Origin of the sequence: Sinomonas gamaensis, assembly GCF_005876955.1 — a bacterium.
GTDB classification, from domain to species: Bacteria; Actinomycetota; Actinomycetes; order Actinomycetales; family Micrococcaceae; genus Sinomonas; species Sinomonas gamaensis.
In genome coordinates this window covers 51,740-67,414 of sequence record NZ_SSCL01000003.1, presented here as the reverse complement: position 1 = coordinate 67,414, position 15,675 = coordinate 51,740, and the positions used below count along the sequence as shown (strand labels likewise).

Sequence of the window (15,675 nt, the reverse complement as noted above, 5' to 3'; positions counted from 1 at the left end):
CTCATTCCCCCCGCTGCCGGAGGTGGGCGCGGGTGAGGGCGTCCATCTCCTCGTCGCTGAGCTCGTCGAATCCGCGAGCTTCGTGCCGATCGCTCCGGCTGAAGCGCACGAACATGAGAATGATGAGTGGCAGGTCCACGATTTCGGCGATGAACCACAGGATGTCGCCGGCGAGCTGCTGGTCCCGGAGGGGTGACGGGAACCAGGCCGGCACTCCAGAGGGCCACGAGGTGGAACCGTCGAGCACGGTCCCGTTGAGCCGGAGCGCGATCCCGGGAACGGCGTCGGCGAGCAGCTCGATGAACACGTACACGAACTCGAGCAGGATGAAGCTCGAGGTCCGCTGGAATCCCTCTGCCTCCACCATGGGAAGCGCCAGGAGAAGCCCCACGAGGGGGACCGCGATGCTCAGGATCCCGCTCACGACGGGATTCGCGCGGTACACGGCGAGCAGGGGCGTGAGGAACGTTCCGAAGAACACGAGCCCGAGGATGGGGGCCACGAAGGCGTTCCCGAGGATCCGGACGGCCCGGCTCTCCATGACCCGGTCCAGCCGGAGCCGGTGGTGGTCTGCGAGGGCTGCCCTCGCGAGGCCGAGCGGGCGCCCGAGCCCGGCGAGGAGCGGGACCACGAAGAACAGGAGTGCCGTCTTGAGCGTGAAGGCCCACCTCAGCTGGTCCCCGAAGGCACCCGTGAAGCCGCAGGTGAGAGCCACGTAGGGTGCGAGGCCGAGGAGGTAGAAGCAGAGGGCGCGCCAGACTGGCCAGCGTGTCCCGCGGCGGCGGGAGGCGACGAGACCGACGGCGTACAGCAGGGCCGCGGCCACCGTCAGGGCGAGGGCTGCGGGGTCGGGGCGGAAGGTGCCCAGAAGGACGGAAAAGGGCGGCACCCGGCGCAGTCTAGGCCCATCGGCTGGGAGCAGCCCGAAAGCATGCGGCGACTAGAATGGAACAACGCACGGGCGGGCGTGCCGCGAACGCCTCGCGGCCCAACGTGCGGGAGAGTGGAAGGCATGAAGGCACGCATTCTGGTAGTGGACGACGACGAGGCTCTCGCCGAGATGATCGGCATTGTGCTCCGCAATGACGGATTCGAACCGGTCTTCTGCGCCGATGGGGCGCAGGCCCTGGACATCTACCGTTCCCAGAAGCCGGATCTCGTTCTGCTCGACCTCATGCTGCCCGGCCTCGACGGCATCGAGGTCTGCCGACGGATCCGTTCCGAATCGGACGTCCCGATCGTGATGCTCACGGCAAAGTCGGACACCTCGGATGTGGTGAGGGGCCTCGAATCCGGAGCTGACGACTACGTGCCGAAGCCTTTCAAGCCCGCTGAGCTCGTCGCCCGCGTTCGCGCCCGGCTTCGTCCAGGCGAAGCGAAGACCCCTGAGACGCTGCGGATCGGCGACGTGACGATCGACGTCGCGGGCCATACGGTCAAGCGCGGGGAGGCCCCGATCGCCCTGACGCCCCTCGAGTTCGACCTTCTGGTGGCGCTCGCCCGCAAGCCCTGGCAGGTCTTCACCCGTGAGCTCCTCCTCGAACAGGTCTGGGGATATCGGCACGCCGCCGATACACGGCTCGTCAACGTCCACGTCCAGCGGCTCAGGTCCAAGATCGAAAGGGATCCCGAGGCTCCCGAGATCGTCCTGACGGTCCGCGGCGTGGGCTACAAGGCCGGGAGCTAACCAGACCGAGGACGTGATGGACCAGCAAGAGGGCAGTACGGCGCAGCGGATGCGGGTCGTCGCCCGGGAAACTGCCCGCCGTGCGCGGCGATTCGTGAGGCGCGCCGGCATCGCCGGGGCGAAGCTTCGGCGCGCCTCGCGTCGAGGCCTCAGGACTGGCCTGCGTGTGCCGCGCAGGGTCCAGCGTGCCTTCGCGCGGCGCTGGCGGCGCTCCCTCCAGTTCCGTACGGTCCTCGTCACTCTCGTCCTCGCGTGCGTCTCAATTCTCGGCGTCGGCGTCTACCTGTCGAATCAGATGGCCAACAGCCTGTTCCAGGAGAGGCTGACCCAAGCCGAGGTCCAGACCCGCCAGAGCGTGAATCAGGTCCAGGAGACGTTCGACGGCGCGCAGGTCACGGACCAGCAGGGCGTCCTCAAGCTCGTCAACGACACGCTCGCAACGCTTGAGGCGCGGGACTCGGGCACCCCGCGCCAGTACGTGTTCCTCGCCGTCCCGAACCAGGACCAGCCGCGCAACCGGTGGGTAGACAGCCGGGCGTCCTACTTGCGCACAGAGAACGACATACCGCAGACGCTTCGCGAGGCGGTCGAAAGATCGCAGCAGTCACAGCAGTTCTGGCAGTCCATCCCGCTGACCGTGGACAATACGACCCATCCGGCCATCGCCGTCGGGAACAAAGTCACGTTCGGCGGCACGGTCTACGAGCTGTACCTCCTCTACGACATCCAGTCCGCACAGGAGACGCTGGATGAGATGCAGAGCGTCCTCTGGTTCGGCGGCGTCTTCCTCATCCTCCTCATCGGTGCCATTGTGTGGATCGTCACGCGCAGCGTGGTGAGCCCGGTGAGCCACGCGGCCTCAGTGTCCGAGAAGCTGGCCGCGGGCCAGCTCGAGGAGCGCATGGCGGTCGAGGGAGAAGACGAGGTCGCAAGGCTCGCCAAGTCGTTCAACCACATGGCGGCGAGCCTCCAGGAGCAGATCACCCAGCTCGCCACGCTGTCCCAGATGCAGCAGCGCTTCGTCTCGGATGTCTCCCACGAGCTGCGGACACCGCTGACGACCGTCCGGATGGCCGCCGAAGTCCTCTATGAGGCGAGGGGCCAGTTCGATCCGGTCAACAAGCGGTCCGCCGAGCTGCTCTACAACCAGGTCGAGCGTTTCCAGGCGCTGCTCAATGACCTCCTGGAGATCTCCCGCTTCGATGCGGGAGCGGCACGGCTGGACGTCGAGCCTCAGGACATGGTCGCCGTCGTCCGCAGCGTTATCGACACAGCCGCGCCCATCGCGGCCTCCTGCGGCTCGGAAGTGCGATTGTATTCGCGCACCAGCAGCATCGTGGTGGACATGGATGCACGTCGCATCGAGCGCGTGCTGAGGAATCTCCTGCTGAACGCCCTCGAGCACGGAGAGGGCAGGCCGGTGGAGATCTTCGTCGCGGCGAACGCGGACGCCGTCGGCGTCGCAGTCCGCGACCACGGCATCGGGATGTCGCCCTCGGAGGCTGCGCGCGTGTTCGACCGCTTCTGGAGGGCGGACCCCGCCCGCGCCCGCACGACCGGCGGCTCCGGGCTCGGGCTCTCCATCGCAACGGAGGACGTCAAGCTCCACAACGGGTGGCTCCAGGCCTGGGGGCGGCGCGGAGAGGGCTCCTGCTTCCGCCTGACGCTCCCGCTCCATGCAGGCGGGGCCATCGCCGAGTCCCCAGTTGCCCTCGAGCCCGGTGCCGCCGGCCTTCCGCTGGCAGAGGGCGGGACACGGGGAATTGTCGTGGGCATGTCGTCTCTGCTCAAGGAGACCCCGTGAGCGGGGTTCGCGCGCGGCAGCGCTGGTTCCGTCCGGCGTTGCGGCTGGCCACCGCTGCGATCGCGATCCTGCTCGTCGTGGCGGCCTGTGCGCAGATCCCGACGGCGGGACCTGTCGGCACGAGCAAGGACGGCGGCTCCGCGATCGGCAATGCCCCCCAGTACATCCCGCCGGGCCCCCAGAACGGAGCCACCCCGCAATCGATCATCGAGGGCTTCTTCAACGCAGGCTCGGGGTATCAGAACGACTTCACGGTGGCCCGCCAGTTCCTCGCCCCCGCCAACGCCGTGTCGTGGAAGCCCAGCCAGCGGACACTCGTCTACCGCGGCAGCCCGTCGGTGGTTTCGGCGGGGCGCCCCAACGCCTACCGCTATGAGCTCGACGTCGCGTATTCGGTGGATCAGGACGGAACCATGACGCAGTACCCGCCGGGCACGCGGCAGGCGATCGAGGTCGAGGTGACCCAGGTCGACGGTCAGTGGCGGCTCTCGAAGCTTCCCGATGGGACGGTGATCCCCGAGGAGACGTTCAAGGTCCTCTACCGCCCGTTCTCGGTCTACTTCTTCGATCCCGCGTTCAGCGTCCTCGTCCCGGACATGAGGTGGTTCATCGACAATTCGGGAATCGCGAAGTCGCTCGTGAGCGCGCTCATCGCCGGTCCGGCCGGCTATCTCAAGTCCGCCGTCGCGAGCGCATTTCCGCCCGGCATCAAGCTTGAGCGGGAGTCCGTGCCGATCGTCGGGAACGTTGCCCAGGTGGACCTGACTCCCGAGCTCCGCGATGCCTCCTTCACCGATCGCCAGCGGATGCACAGCCAACTCGTGCGCACGCTGTCGGCACTGCCGTCAGTCGGGGCCGTCGCGCTGCGCACGAATCAAACCGAGGTCGCGATCGAGGACCCGTCGGCCCCGCGTCAGGCGCAACCGCTCGTGGATCCCAAGGTTCCCTCGTGGCAGGTGGGCATCGCCGACGGCCAGATCGTGCAGTACGGCTCGAAGCAGACCTCCAAGATCGATGGCATCCCGTCTGTCTCCTCGCTCGATCCGTCGGCCCCCGCCGCCGCCGCGTCGCAGCACGTCTACGCGTTCCTCGGCGACGGGGAGAGGGCGCTGCACTCGATCGTTCCGGGTCAGCCCGAGCGGCTCCTCGATTCGGCCCAGCACTTCACGCCGCCATCGATCGGTCCGAGCGAATGGGTATGGTCGGCCGCCCAGCGATCCACCGGGGCAACCGAGGTCATGGCCTACAGGCCGGTGGGAACTGCGCAGAACGCTGCCGTTCCGCACACTGTGGTGGCGGCTCCATGGCTGGCGGGGAGGAACGTGACGTCATTGCGGATCTCCCGCGATGGCGTGCGCGCCCTCGTCCTCTCTGAAGCGGATGGCCAGTCCCTGTTGCAGGTTGCCGGCGTTGTGCGCGGACAGGACGGCGCGCCGCAATCTCTCACGACCCCGATCACCCTTCCCCTCACCGCGAAGAATCCGGAGCTCGCGCTGTGGGTCGACGAGTCGACAGTGGTTGTCTCCGGCACGTCTCCCACCGATGTCGTCACGCCGGAGCTCGTGAGCCTCCAAGGGGGCGAGCCGCGGCAGCTTGCCTCGCTGACCGGGATCCAGTGGATCTCCGCCGGCAACGGGGACCAGTCGATCTATGCCGTGGCGCGCGACGGGATCTATCTCCTCGTCCGCACTTCGTGGACCGAACAGGGCAAGGGGGCCGTCCAGCTCGGGTTCGCCGGCTGAGCTCGTTGGTCCTCCACACTTTTTCATTGGGCGTGTCGTCCACATGGAAGAGGCTGGGAGAGGCCCACGAGTGCTCTGAGGTGCAGTCTGAAGAGCATGGATTCAGCGTCCACGTCTCGTCACGTCGCCAGGCTCCGCGGATGGCGGCGGCTTCTCTCGGAGGCCGGTGCGGCGCTCTCGGGGGTCCTCTCGCTCATCGTCCCTGTCGAGTGCGCGTCGTGCGGGCTGCCGGATTCCGTGCTGTGTCCCCGCTGCGCAGGGGCCTTGCGCGGCGCGACTGCGCAGCCCGCGCGCTGCGAGCAGCGCGCTCCCGCGCTCGTCGAGCACGACGGCGGCGTCCTCCTTGCCGCTGTGGCGGCGGGAACGTATGGGGCCGAGCTCTCGCAGGCACTGCTCGCCTACAAAAGGCACGGTGCTCCGCGGCTTCGCGTGGAACTGGGCTGCGCGCTAGGGCGCTCGCTCCGTTCCGCCGTCGGTAGTCCCCGGAGGGGGGAGCGGGAGGTGCTTCTCGTCCCCGTCCCCACGAGCTCTGCAGCCTACGTGCGGCGCGGGTTCGATCCCCTCGCCGACCTCCTCCGCTGGCTCGTGCGCCACCGCCTGTCTCCGCCGGGCACCCGAGTCTTCCATGGTCTTGTGAAGAGGCGGCGCGGATGGTCACGGGTGCTACCGGGGCTTGCTCTGGCGGCTTCCGGGAGCGGTGGGCAGAAGGGACTCGGTCGGGGAGAGCGCCGGGCAAGGCTCGCCGGGAGCCTCGTCGCACGGGAGAGGGGAAGCCCTTGGAGCCGGCAGCATAGATGCACCCTGCGTGGTCGGCCCGTCGTCCTCGTCGACGACGTCCTCACCACCGGTTCCACACTGCGCGAGGCGGCGAGGGCGCTCGAGGAGGCGGGCGCCGTCGTCCTTGGAGCAGCCGTGATCGCAGCAGTACAGGCACCCGCCGCTGAGCATGCCGAGGAACAAAAGGCCGACATCAAGTGAATTGAAGGACAAGAAGGGGTGTGCATTCGATGACGATCAACTAACGTCGGTAGTGGGTTCCAGGATGAGGGGAACCTCTCGATAGCGGCTCAGGAAAGGGGCTCGACTGTCATGCAGTAGCCCCTTTGAGTCTCAGTCGAGCTGACCGAAGTAGTCTCTGGAGGGCACCATGGAGTTCAAGATCAGCGGGCGCAACCTGACTGTGTCGGACCGGTTCCGCGAGTACGCCACCGAGAAGATCGAGAAGATCGAGAATCTCGCTGACAAGGTGCAGAGGGTTGACGCCAAGTGCTCCAAGCAGACCAGCACCCGGTCGGGAGGCGATCAGCTCACTGTCGAACTGACGGTGACAGGGCGCGGGCCCGTCATCCGCGCCGAGGCGACGGCCCCGGACAAGTTCGCGGCCTTCGACCTCGCCTATGGAAAGCTCCTTGAACGGCTGAGGAGGGCAAAGGACAGGCGGAAGGTCCATCACGGCAAGCACGCTCCGGTTGCAGTCAAGACGGCCACGGCGTCTCTCCCTGTTGTCAGCGGGGCCACGCCGATCTACGCGGAGCACGCGCTCGAGGCGTCGAACCACTCCTCGGAGCCAGAAACCACATCACCCTATGAGATCGAAAACGACATTCCAGCAGGCGATTCGCCCGTGCTGATCCGCCGCAAGGTGTTTCCAGCGGCGACTCTGACGCTCGACGACGCCGTCGACAACATGGAGCTCCTCGGCCACGATTTCTACCTGTTCATCGATGCGGAGACGAACACCCCGTCTGTGGTGTACCGTCGCCGCGGATGGACCTATGGCGTCATCAGTCTCGATCAGGCCTGCGAACCAGGCAACGCAGCGGTTGAGGACCGCATCCTGGCCTACCGTTCCAACGATGAAGGGGCCGTCGTCTCCTGACGGCCCCGACGGGAACCTCCCCCCGCGGGGAGAAAGGGAGAGAAGCAGTGGGCGCTGCCCTGAGCCTCGCGCAGGCCCGACGCATCGCCCTCTCAGCACAAGGACTCATTGGCCCACGGCCCGCCGCCCCCGCCACAGCGAGGGCGGTGGGCCGCGTCTTTGACCAGCTCCAGCTGGTTCAGATCGACTCGGTCAACGTGCTCGTGAGGAGCCACTACCTTCCGTTCTTCTCGCGCCTCGGAGCGTACGATCGGGACATTCTCGACCGGATGTCGTCTCGGAGCCCACGGCGAATGGTCGAGTATTGGGCCCACGAGGCGAGCTTCATCAAGCCCGAGCACTTCGAGGCCCTCCGACTGTGGCAGAAGCGGAGCTGGGTCGGCGCTGCCGGGCTCGATCCTGAGGTACGCGACGACCTGGCGGAGCGCATCCTTCACGTCCTCTCATCGAGCCGTCCTCTCACCGCGGCGCAGCTGACCCAGCGCCTGGGCCACGTCGAAGAGCGCCGCAACGACAATTGGGGCTGGAACTGGAACGCCGTGAAGCGCGTGGTCGGCGACCTCTTCGAACAGGGCATCGTCAGTTCGGCGAGCCGCACGCCGTCCTTCGAGCGGCGCTACGCCCTCACCGCCGACGTCATGCCCCAGCGCGTCATTGCCGCCGCGGCGGGCGAGGAACCGCTAGATCGGGAGTCAGCCGCGCTTCTGCTGACCCGGGCTGCCCTGCAGGCGCACGGAATCGGCACCGTCCGCTGCTTCGCCGACTATTTCCGCCTCCCGATGAAGGCGACGGAGTCGGCGCTCGCCGAGCTTGTCCGGCTCGGCGACGCTGAGCCTGTGCAGGTCCACCATTGGTCGGGGACGGCCTACCTGCATGCGGGCACCCGAATCCCTCGCGCTGCACGGGGACGCGCATTGCTGAGCCCCTTCGATTCACTCGTGTTCGAGCGGCGGCGGCTCGAGCGCCTCTTCGGGTTCCACTATCGCCTGGAGATCTACACACCCTCGGAGCGGCGTCGATACGGGTATTACGTGCTTCCCTTCCTCCTCGGCGACGCCATGGTGGCACGCGTCGACCTCAAGGCCGATCGCGCCGGCGGTGCGCTGCTCGTGCATGCGATCCATGCTGAACCCGACGCACCGCTCGGCACCCCGGTCGAGCTCGCCGACGAGCTGCGGCTGCTCGCGGACTGGCTCGAGCTCGACGACGTCCGGATCGCCGACGACGGAGGGCTCGCCGGCGCCGTCGCCCGCTCTCTGAGGCCCCGCCGGCTGGGGAACCCGGATACGCCGCCGCGCGTGTCTCCCGTAGACTGAAAGCCGCCCGCTGCAGCACTCGCGCTGCTGCGTACGCCATTGACAAGGGAGCGAAAGCCACGTGGCAAACCTTCTCGAGAAACTCCTCCGGACCGGCGACCGCCGGATCCTGAAGCAGCTGCGCGTCTATGTCGATGCGACGAATGCGCTCGAAGAGGAGTTCAAGGGGTTCACGGACGCAGAGCTGCGCGAGGAAACCGACCGGCTCAGGGCACGCCACGGGGATGGCGAGAAGCTGGACGATCTCCTCCCGGAAGCCTTCGCCGCCGTCCGCGAGGCAGCGGGACGCACTTTGGGCATGCGCCACTTCGACGTGCAGCTCATGGGCGGCGCGGCCCTGCACCTCGGCAACATCGCCGAGATGAAGACCGGCGAGGGCAAGACGCTCGTCGCGACCGCGCCCGCGTACCTGAACGCCTTGGGCGGCAAAGGCGTGCACGTGGTCACGGTCAACGACTACCTCGCCGAGTACCAGTCCGAGCTCATGGGCCGGGTCTTCCGCTTCCTCGGCGTGTCCAGCGGCTGCATCCTCTCGAGCATGGATCCCGCGGCGCGCAAAAAGCAGTACGACGCCGACATCACCTACGGGACGAACAACGAGTTCGGCTTTGACTACCTCCGCGACAACATGGCGTGGGACAAGAATGAGCTGGTCCAGCGCGGCCACCACTTCGCGATCGTGGACGAGGTCGACTCGATTCTGATCGACGAGGCCCGCACGCCGCTCATCATCTCGGGTCCTGCTCAGGGCGATGCCAACCGGTGGTACTCCGAGTTCGCCAAGATCGCGCTGCGCCTCGGCGAGGGCGACTACGAGGTGGACGAGAAGAAGCGCACCGTCGGCGTCCTCGAGCCGGGCATCGAGAAGGTCGAGGACTACCTCGGCATCCACAACCTCTACGAGTCTGCGAACACGCCCCTCATCGGCTTCCTCAACAACGCCATCAAGGCCAAGGAGCTGTTCAAGCGGGACAAGGACTACGTCGTCCTCGACGGCGAGGTGCTGATCGTCGACGAGCACACGGGGCGCATCCTCCCCGGACGGCGCTACAACGAGGGCATGCACCAGGCGATCGAAGCCAAGGAAGGCGTGGAGATCAAGGCCGAGAATCAGACTCTCGCCACGATCACGCTCCAGAACTACTTCCGCCTTTACGAAAAGCTCTCCGGCATGACCGGCACGGCCGAGACCGAGGCGGCCGAGTTCATGAGCACCTACAAGCTCGGCGTCGTCCCGATTCCGACCAACAAGCCCATGGCGCGTGAGGATCAGCCGGACCTCGTCTACAAGAACGAGGTAGTGAAGTTCGAGGCGGTCGTGAAGGACATCTCACGCCGCAACGCCAAGGGCCAGCCGGTGCTCGTGGGCACGACGAGCGTCGAGAAGAGCGAATACCTCTCCCAGGCGCTGGCGAAGGCGGGCGTCCGGCACGAGGTGCTCAACGCCAAGAACCACGCGCGCGAGGCTGCGATCGTGGCCCAGGCCGGTCGCAAGGGAGCCGTCACGGTGGCCACCAACATGGCTGGCCGTGGCACCGACATCATGCTCGGCGGGAACGCGGAGTTCATGGCCGTTGCAGACCTCGCCGCGCGGGGCCTTGATCCAGAACAGGATTCGGAAGCCTACGAGACCGCGTGGCCGGCAGCGCTCGCAGCCGCCCAGGAGGCGGTCAAGGCCGAGCACGAGGAGGTCCTCGAGCTTGGTGGCCTCTACGTCCTCGGAACGGAGCGGCACGAATCCCGCCGCATCGACAACCAGCTGCGTGGTCGCTCCGGCCGCCAGGGCGATCCGGGCGAGTCTCGCTTCTACCTCTCGCTGACCGACGATCTGATGCGCCTCTTTGGCACGGGCGGGGCCGAGCGCCTCATGGCGAGCAGCCTGCCCGACGAGACCCCGCTCGAGTCGAAGCTTGTCTCCCGCGCTATCCAGTCTGCCCAGGCGCAGGTGGAGAGCCGGAACGCCGAGCAACGTAAGAACGTGCTCAAGTATGACGACGTCCTCAACCGCCAGCGCGAGGCCATCTACGGCGATCGGCGGCGGATTCTCGAGGGAGATGACCTCCACGAGAAGGTCCAGTTCTTCATCGAGGACACCCTCACCGCGATGATCGATTCCGCCACAGCAGAGGGGAATGGCGACGACTGGGACTTCCACGGGCTGTGGAACAACCTCCGCACGCTGTACCCCACCACGATCACCCCCCAGGACATCATCGAAGAGGCCGGCGGCAAGTCGCGGGTGACTGTGGAGATGCTGAAGGAGGAGATCCTCTCCGACGCCAAGCTTGTGTACCAGCGGCGTGAGGAGCAGATCGGTTCGGAGACGATGCGAGAACTCGAACGGCGCGTCGTCCTCTCGGTCATCGGCCGCAAGTGGCAGGAACACCTCTACGAGATGGACTATCTCAAGGAGGGCATTGGCCTTCGGGCGATGGCCCAGCGCGATCCTCTTGTCGAATACCAGCGTGAGGGCTACGGCATGTTCCAGGCGATGATGGAGGGCATTCGGGAGGAGTCCGTCGCCTTCCTGTACAACCTTGAGGTGCAGCCTGCGGAGGCGACCGTCGAAGCCGGCCAACCGCCGGCGCCTGGCCTCGAGGCCCCGGCGCAGCCCACCCAGCTCCAATACACCGCGCCCGCCGAGGACGGGAGCACGGAGACACACATCGAGCAGGCGAGGTCCGCCAAGACCGCGCAGAATGGTTCGCGGGGTACGCGCAAGGACGCCACGGGTCCGGCTGGCAACGGGCAGCAGCAGGCGCCCCGTCGGGCCAAGAACCGTCGCCGCTGAGAAGGACTCAGCCGATTTCGAGTGCCGTCACTCGCCACCCGGAGTCGCGGACCTGCTCGAGGCGGAGCGCTACGGCCCGGCAGCGCACCCGGTCGGAGACGACGGCCGAAGCCTCGTAGATACCGGGCTGGACCATCATGGCTCGTGATGAGACGAGACTCGCTCCGCGGTGAACGAGTGCCAACTTTCCGGAACGGCCGGCCCCTTCGGCGCGACTGAGCCGAGCGCGCAGCTGAAGCGTCGCAAGGACGTCTCTGTCGAGCCAGCGGGCGAGCTGTTGGACTGGGCGGCGGCCTGCGAGGACCTCGATCGCGGCACTCGTGATGCGTCCTGCGAGCTGCGCGACCCACTTCTGCTCCGCCGCAGACCCGATGCTGTGCAGTTGCAGTGGTTCGGCGGCTTCGACGGGGAGCGCGAGTGCCGACGAGCCTTCAACTCCCAGGGCGCCGGCCTCGGAGAGCGATCCGCGGTGAAGGACGAGACGTGGATTTTCGTTCATGGCTGTGATCCTTCTGTTTAAGGCGGGAACTGAGCCGTGGGGTCCAGAGGTGAGTCAGCGGTGGGGTGCGACGAGGAGCTGACCCGGACGGATCACATCCGGGTTGTCACCGATCACGGACCGGTTGGCTTCGAACCAGTCGGGCCAGGCTTCTGCGATATCCCTCGCGCTCGCTCCCGGGCCGAGATACCGGGCAGCCACGCTCCAGAGGGAGTCGCCGGGCCGCACCTCGACCATGCTCGGAGGTGTCACTGAGTCCCTGGTTACCGGTCTTGTGAGCGGGCCGCTCGGGGATTGTTCAGGCTGTGGTGTCCATGCCTCGGGAAGAGCGGTCTCCGCCGAACGGGGGAGAATCGTCTCTGGCGCAGCCGCCTGAGCAGGTTTGGCCTGTTCCTGCAGCGGCTCGGCCACGATCTCCGGGTGTTCGCCCACCACTGGTAAGGGTTGTTCGTCCCGTTTCTGCGGAGTGGCTTCGTTCTCGTTCTGCGAAGGCACCGGGTTCTCTGTGGCAGCGGCGGTCGTCTCGACTGCACTCACCCGCCATGCGGGATCCAGAGGCTCCGACACGGCGTAGGCCGATGGCGCGGCGACGAGACTGAGCCCAAGAACGCCCAGTGCGAGGCGGCGCATGAAAGCCGGAGCGAGGGCGCCCGTCCAACGGGCCCACCGGTAACTGCCCGCCGCTGCGAGGAGCGCGGAAACGATCGCGAGACATGTGGAGCCCAACCACCACGCCGCGAGTCCCACCCCGGCTGTGCTGGCGCAGAGTCCAAGGAGCGCGTCAATGCCCTGATGTGGACCGCTTGGGAGAAGGCTGCCGATGCCGGCGAGCCCGGCCGCGAGCACAAGGACGAGAACGGCCAGCAGGCCGTCCGCGCTGAGTTCGTGTTTGTTCATGGGTCCCCCAGTTGTTGGAGCCTTGGTTAGCAAGGCCGTATGCGGTTTGGTGGCATTTGGTGTTGTTTGACCAAGTCTGAATCGGTTTCACAACCGATGTCCAGCGGAAGTGCATCTTCGCGTTGCCCGCAAGGCAAGTGATACCTAGGGTGAGGGGATGCGCTGGGGGGCTCTTTTCGACGACTTTGAATCACAACTGACTGCTGCCGAACGCGCTCTGGTCGAGGATCAGGCGGGAGATCTGGCGCGGGCGGAGCAGGCACTGCTCACGCTGGCGGATCGGCTGCGCCCACATCACGGGGCGGTTGAGCTCCTCCTGGCCTGCGGAGTTCGGGTCAAGGGGCGGCCCGTTGAGGTGGCCATGGACTGGCTTGCCCTCGACGCACGGCCGAGGAGCTTTCTCGTCCCTCTGCCAAGCATCGTCACTGTCGTGGGACTGAATCGTGATGCTCGGCTGGAGGTGTCGAGGGTCCGGAGGGAACTGACCCTGGGATCGGCCCTCCGAGCGCTCGCGCGAGGCAGGGCGGCGGTCACGTGTCACGTGGACGCTGGGCGCGCGGAGGCTCTGCTTGTATCCGGAGTGATCGATGTGGTCGGGCGAGACTATGTCGAGATCGCCCGCGCTAGCGATGGCTGGGGACGACGGCAAGTCGAGGGAACGACCGTGATTCCGCTGGCCGCGCTCATCGCGGTCAGTTCTCTGGGGTGAGCGACGCCCCTCAGCGAGGCTTCTGCAGGGAACGGCTCTCCGCGAGCATCCGTTCGGTCTTGGCGTAGCTGGCTTGGATGTATTCCTCGAGCTTGACGTCTTCGACCCGCCACTGCCCACGCCCGCCCACTTGGATCGCCTTGAGTTCGCCGCTGCGAACCAAGGCATAGGCCTGGGCGGTGCTGATCTGGAGCTGTTCGCACACGTCCGCGAGCGTCAGGAAGCGAGGCATGCCCCCATTGTGCCAGTCTCGGGGTGTCGATGGCCTTTGTGCATATCGTTTGGCGTGTTTTGTCCCCCTTGGTTCGTCTTCGTCGAGGATTGATCCAGACTGGCGGCGGAGCTGCTCGACCAGTGAGCGGACCGAAGTGGGGGAGTGGTCATGGAATCGCTGAGTACGGCCGAAAGCGGACGATTGAGGCGACCATCGTGGAGGGATCCGCGATTGCTCGTCGGAGTTCTGTTGGTCCTGCTCTCCATCTCAGGCGTTGTAGCCTTGGTCCGCGCGGCCGAGATCAAGACGATCGTGTATGCGGCGCGAGAGAACATCGGGGTCGGAGACGCGGTGGGCAGTGATGATCTCATCGCGGTCGAGGTGCATTTGGGAGATGCCGAGGGTCGCTATCTGGGCGAACCGTTGGAAGTTGCGGGCCGAGTCGCCGTGCAGCGCATTCCGAAGGGAGACCTGGTCCCGGTGTCCAGCTTGGGCTCTGCTGATCGGCTCGGCCGTCGGCCCGTTTCGATCAACCTCACGGAAGCGCTACCGGCAGCGATTGTCGCGGGGGTGCGCGTGGACGTATGGGTCGCCCTCTCGGATGGCCGCAATGGCTACGCAGAGCCGAAGCTGCTCGTGCCGGCCGCCGAGGTGGCCCACGTGGAGACTTCTGCGTCCGCCCTCGGCGGGCAGCGCGAGACGGTGGTCCATGTCCTCGTCGACCCCCAGCAGCTCCCCGCGCTCCTTGGGGCACAGGCGAACAAGGCGAAGGTCAGTGTCGTCTGGAATCCTTCAGGCCGCGGATCATGAGCATTCCAGTCGTTGCGATCGGTTCCCATCAGGATGACCCCCTTGTCGCCCTCGAATCGCGGAGCGGCGTCGTTGCGGTGGTGCGACGTTGCGAAGAATTAGCGGAGCTCATTGCGGCATGCCAGAGCGGTCTCGCGCGGGTCGCCGTCGTCGTAGGTGCGACTGCCGACGTGACGCTGACTCTTGCCGACCGGCTTGCCACATCTGGGGTGGGCTTGGTCTGTCTCACGGACGACGACGGCGAACGGCGTCGCCTTGAGGCTCTCGGATTGATGACGGCGTCCGAATCAGCGGATGTACAGCATATTGGCGCCGTCATTGCTGATGCCGCACAGGCTGCAGGGATGCCAACCGACAATTCGCCGTCGCCGTCCTTCTCCCTCCCTGGAGCCCGGCCATCTGTGTTCGCCAAGCCGGTCCCCGGCGAGCAGGCCCCGGCGGGCGACGAGGGGAAGGCCCGCGGCCAAGTCCTTGCCTTCTGGGGGCCGATCGGGTCGCCCGGACGGACCACCCTTGCGCTCAACGTCGCGGCCGAGATGGCGGCGTCGGGCAGAGGGGTCACGGTCGTCGACGCAGATACATACGGACCCTCTGTAGCAGCACATCTTGGTCTGCTCGATGAGTCAGCAGGCCTGGCTCAGGCCTGTCGCCTCGCGGATCAGGGAATGCTCACGGCTGAGAACTTGGAACGGCTCGCCCCGGCCGTGGTTGCAGGAACGGGCGAACTTCGGGTGCTCACGGGAATCACTCGCTCGGACAGGTGGGCGGAACTGCGCGCCGCGGCGTTCGGCGTTGTGCTCGACGGGTGCCGCGCCCTCAGCGACGTCGTGGTCGTCGATGCGGGATTCTCGGTGGAGGCTGACGAGGAGATGGCCTTCGACACTGTGGCGCCCCGGCGGAACGCCACGACGCTCCTCGCGCTTGAGGTCGCGGATCGCGTCGTAGCGGTGGGGGCAGCGGATGCCATCGGGATGCCCCGGCTCGTCCGCGCCTTGAACGACCTCGAGAGAAGCCTGCCCCGCGTAACTCCCGACGTGGTGTTCAACAAGGTTCGACGCGCCTCCCTTGGACGCTTTCCCGAGCGGTCGCTGCGGGAAGCGTGGGATCGCTTCGGGCCTTCGCGCCCGATCGCCGCCCTCGTTCCCTTCGAGCCGGAAACGGCGGACGCGGCTCTTTTCGGCGGCCAGATGCTGCTCGAATCAGCCCCCGACAGCAGCCTGAGGAGCGCTATCCGGGAATTCGCTTGTCCTTCACGACAGCGAAATCGAAGAAGTGCTGTGTGAAGTGACAGGGCAGGAGCGATCCTGCCGCGCTAGGCTCGTTTCAA

General features: G+C 66.7%; 14 protein-coding genes. 10 read left to right on the top strand and 4 right to left on the bottom strand.

Translation table 11 applies throughout. The annotated features are described in order from the left end of the window. Position 1 precedes the first annotated feature (1 nt). A complete protein-coding gene (locus tag E5679_RS05080; RefSeq protein WP_138414004.1) occupies positions 2-889 on the bottom strand; it encodes a cytochrome c oxidase assembly protein in 888 nt (295 codons plus the stop codon). 123 nt (positions 890-1,012) lie between these two features. Here E5679_RS05080 and mtrA point away from each other — a divergent pair, with 123 nt between their 5' ends. The 7 genes from mtrA to secA all read left to right on the top strand — a co-directional run bounded on the left by mtrA (position 1,013) and on the right by secA (position 11,219). Next, a complete protein-coding gene (gene mtrA / locus E5679_RS05075) occupies positions 1,013-1,687 on the top strand; it encodes an MtrAB system response regulator MtrA (RefSeq protein WP_138414003.1) in 675 nt (224 codons plus the stop codon). Positions 1,688-1,703: 16 nt separating this feature from the next. Next, complete coding sequence (mtrB, locus tag E5679_RS05070; RefSeq protein WP_249335966.1) at positions 1,704-3,491, top strand: MtrAB system histidine kinase MtrB; 1,788 nt, start codon at positions 1,704-1,706, stop codon at positions 3,489-3,491. Beyond that, the gene (locus E5679_RS05065; protein ID WP_138414002.1) at positions 3,488-5,233 is read left to right on the top strand and encodes an LpqB family beta-propeller domain-containing protein; all 1,746 of its coding nucleotides are present in this window, start codon (positions 3,488-3,490) and stop codon (positions 5,231-5,233) included. The genes mtrB and E5679_RS05065 overlap by 4 nt, the downstream gene beginning before the upstream one ends. A gap of 96 nt (positions 5,234-5,329) precedes the next feature. Beyond that, positions 5,330-6,211, top strand: coding sequence for a ComF family protein (locus E5679_RS05060; RefSeq protein ID WP_138414001.1), 882 nt, complete (start codon positions 5,330-5,332; stop codon positions 6,209-6,211). A gap of 169 nt (positions 6,212-6,380) precedes the next feature. Beyond that, on the top strand, positions 6,381-7,112 hold the full coding sequence (hpf, locus tag E5679_RS05055; protein WP_138414000.1) for a ribosome hibernation-promoting factor, HPF/YfiA family: 732 nt from the start codon (positions 6,381-6,383) through the stop codon (positions 7,110-7,112). Positions 7,113-7,159: 47 nt separating this feature from the next. After that, positions 7,160-8,428 (top strand): winged helix-turn-helix domain-containing protein, encoded by a 1,269-nt coding sequence (locus E5679_RS05050; protein ID WP_138413999.1) that lies wholly within the window; start codon positions 7,160-7,162, stop codon positions 8,426-8,428. 61 nt (positions 8,429-8,489) lie between these two features. Beyond that, positions 8,490-11,219, top strand: coding sequence for a preprotein translocase subunit SecA (gene secA, locus E5679_RS05045; protein WP_138413998.1), 2,730 nt, complete (start codon positions 8,490-8,492; stop codon positions 11,217-11,219). Between the two features lie 7 nt (positions 11,220-11,226). Here secA and E5679_RS21170 read toward each other — a convergent pair whose 3' ends face one another. Together E5679_RS21170 and E5679_RS05035 are read right to left on the bottom strand one after the other, a co-directional pair. Then, the gene (locus E5679_RS21170) at positions 11,227-11,718 is read right to left on the bottom strand and encodes an Rv3235 family protein (RefSeq protein ID WP_249335965.1); all 492 of its coding nucleotides are present in this window, start codon (positions 11,716-11,718) and stop codon (positions 11,227-11,229) included. Positions 11,719-11,772: 54 nt separating this feature from the next. After that, the gene (locus E5679_RS05035; protein ID WP_138413997.1) at positions 11,773-12,615 is read right to left on the bottom strand and encodes a LysM peptidoglycan-binding domain-containing protein; all 843 of its coding nucleotides are present in this window, start codon (positions 12,613-12,615) and stop codon (positions 11,773-11,775) included. Between the two features lie 157 nt (positions 12,616-12,772). On the opposite strand from E5679_RS05035, the gene E5679_RS05030 reads away from it, so the two are divergent. Next, positions 12,773-13,324 carry a hypothetical protein gene (locus E5679_RS05030; protein ID WP_138413996.1) on the top strand — a complete coding sequence of 184 codons (552 nt, stop codon included), beginning with the start codon at positions 12,773-12,775 and terminating at the stop codon, positions 13,322-13,324. A 10-nt stretch (positions 13,325-13,334) separates the two neighbouring features. On the opposite strand, the gene E5679_RS05025 is transcribed toward E5679_RS05030, so the two are convergent. Beyond that, a complete protein-coding gene (locus tag E5679_RS05025) occupies positions 13,335-13,556 on the bottom strand; it encodes a helix-turn-helix domain-containing protein (RefSeq protein ID WP_138413995.1) in 222 nt (73 codons plus the stop codon). Positions 13,557-13,769: 213 nt separating this feature from the next. Between E5679_RS05025 and E5679_RS05020 the strand changes: the two genes are divergently transcribed. Together E5679_RS05020 and E5679_RS05015 are read left to right on the top strand one after the other, a co-directional pair. After that, positions 13,770-14,348 carry a CpaB family protein gene (locus tag E5679_RS05020; protein WP_338055883.1) on the top strand — a complete coding sequence of 193 codons (579 nt, stop codon included), beginning with the start codon at positions 13,770-13,772 and terminating at the stop codon, positions 14,346-14,348. Then, on the top strand, positions 14,345-15,631 hold the full coding sequence (locus E5679_RS05015) for a CpaE/TadZ family protein (RefSeq protein WP_138413993.1): 1,287 nt from the start codon (positions 14,345-14,347) through the stop codon (positions 15,629-15,631). The genes E5679_RS05020 and E5679_RS05015 overlap by 4 nt, the downstream gene beginning before the upstream one ends. The last annotated feature ends 44 nt before the right edge of the window (positions 15,632-15,675 follow it).

What these genes read in the sequence shown, in the direction of transcription:
- E5679_RS05015 (WP_138413993.1), top strand. Translation starts at nt 14,345, where the DNA reads ATGAGCATTCCAGTCGTTGCGATCGGTTCCCATCAGGATGACCCCCTT.
- E5679_RS05030 (WP_138413996.1), top strand. Translation starts at nt 12,773, where the DNA reads ATGCGCTGGGGGGCTCTTTTCGACGACTTTGAATCACAACTGACTGCT.
- mtrA (WP_138414003.1), top strand. Translation starts at nt 1,013, where the DNA reads ATGAAGGCACGCATTCTGGTAGTGGACGACGACGAGGCTCTCGCCGAG.
- E5679_RS21170 (WP_249335965.1), bottom strand. Translation starts at nt 11,718, where the DNA reads ATGAACGAAAATCCACGTCTCGTCCTTCACCGCGGATCGCTCTCCGAG.
- E5679_RS05060 (WP_138414001.1), top strand. Translation starts at nt 5,330, where the DNA reads ATGGATTCAGCGTCCACGTCTCGTCACGTCGCCAGGCTCCGCGGATGG.
- E5679_RS05025 (WP_138413995.1), bottom strand. Translation starts at nt 13,556, where the DNA reads ATGCCTCGCTTCCTGACGCTCGCGGACGTGTGCGAACAGCTCCAGATC.
- E5679_RS05035 (WP_138413997.1), bottom strand. Translation starts at nt 12,615, where the DNA reads ATGAACAAACACGAACTCAGCGCGGACGGCCTGCTGGCCGTTCTCGTC.
- hpf (WP_138414000.1), top strand. Translation starts at nt 6,381, where the DNA reads ATGGAGTTCAAGATCAGCGGGCGCAACCTGACTGTGTCGGACCGGTTC.
- mtrB (WP_249335966.1), top strand. Translation starts at nt 1,704, where the DNA reads ATGGACCAGCAAGAGGGCAGTACGGCGCAGCGGATGCGGGTCGTCGCC.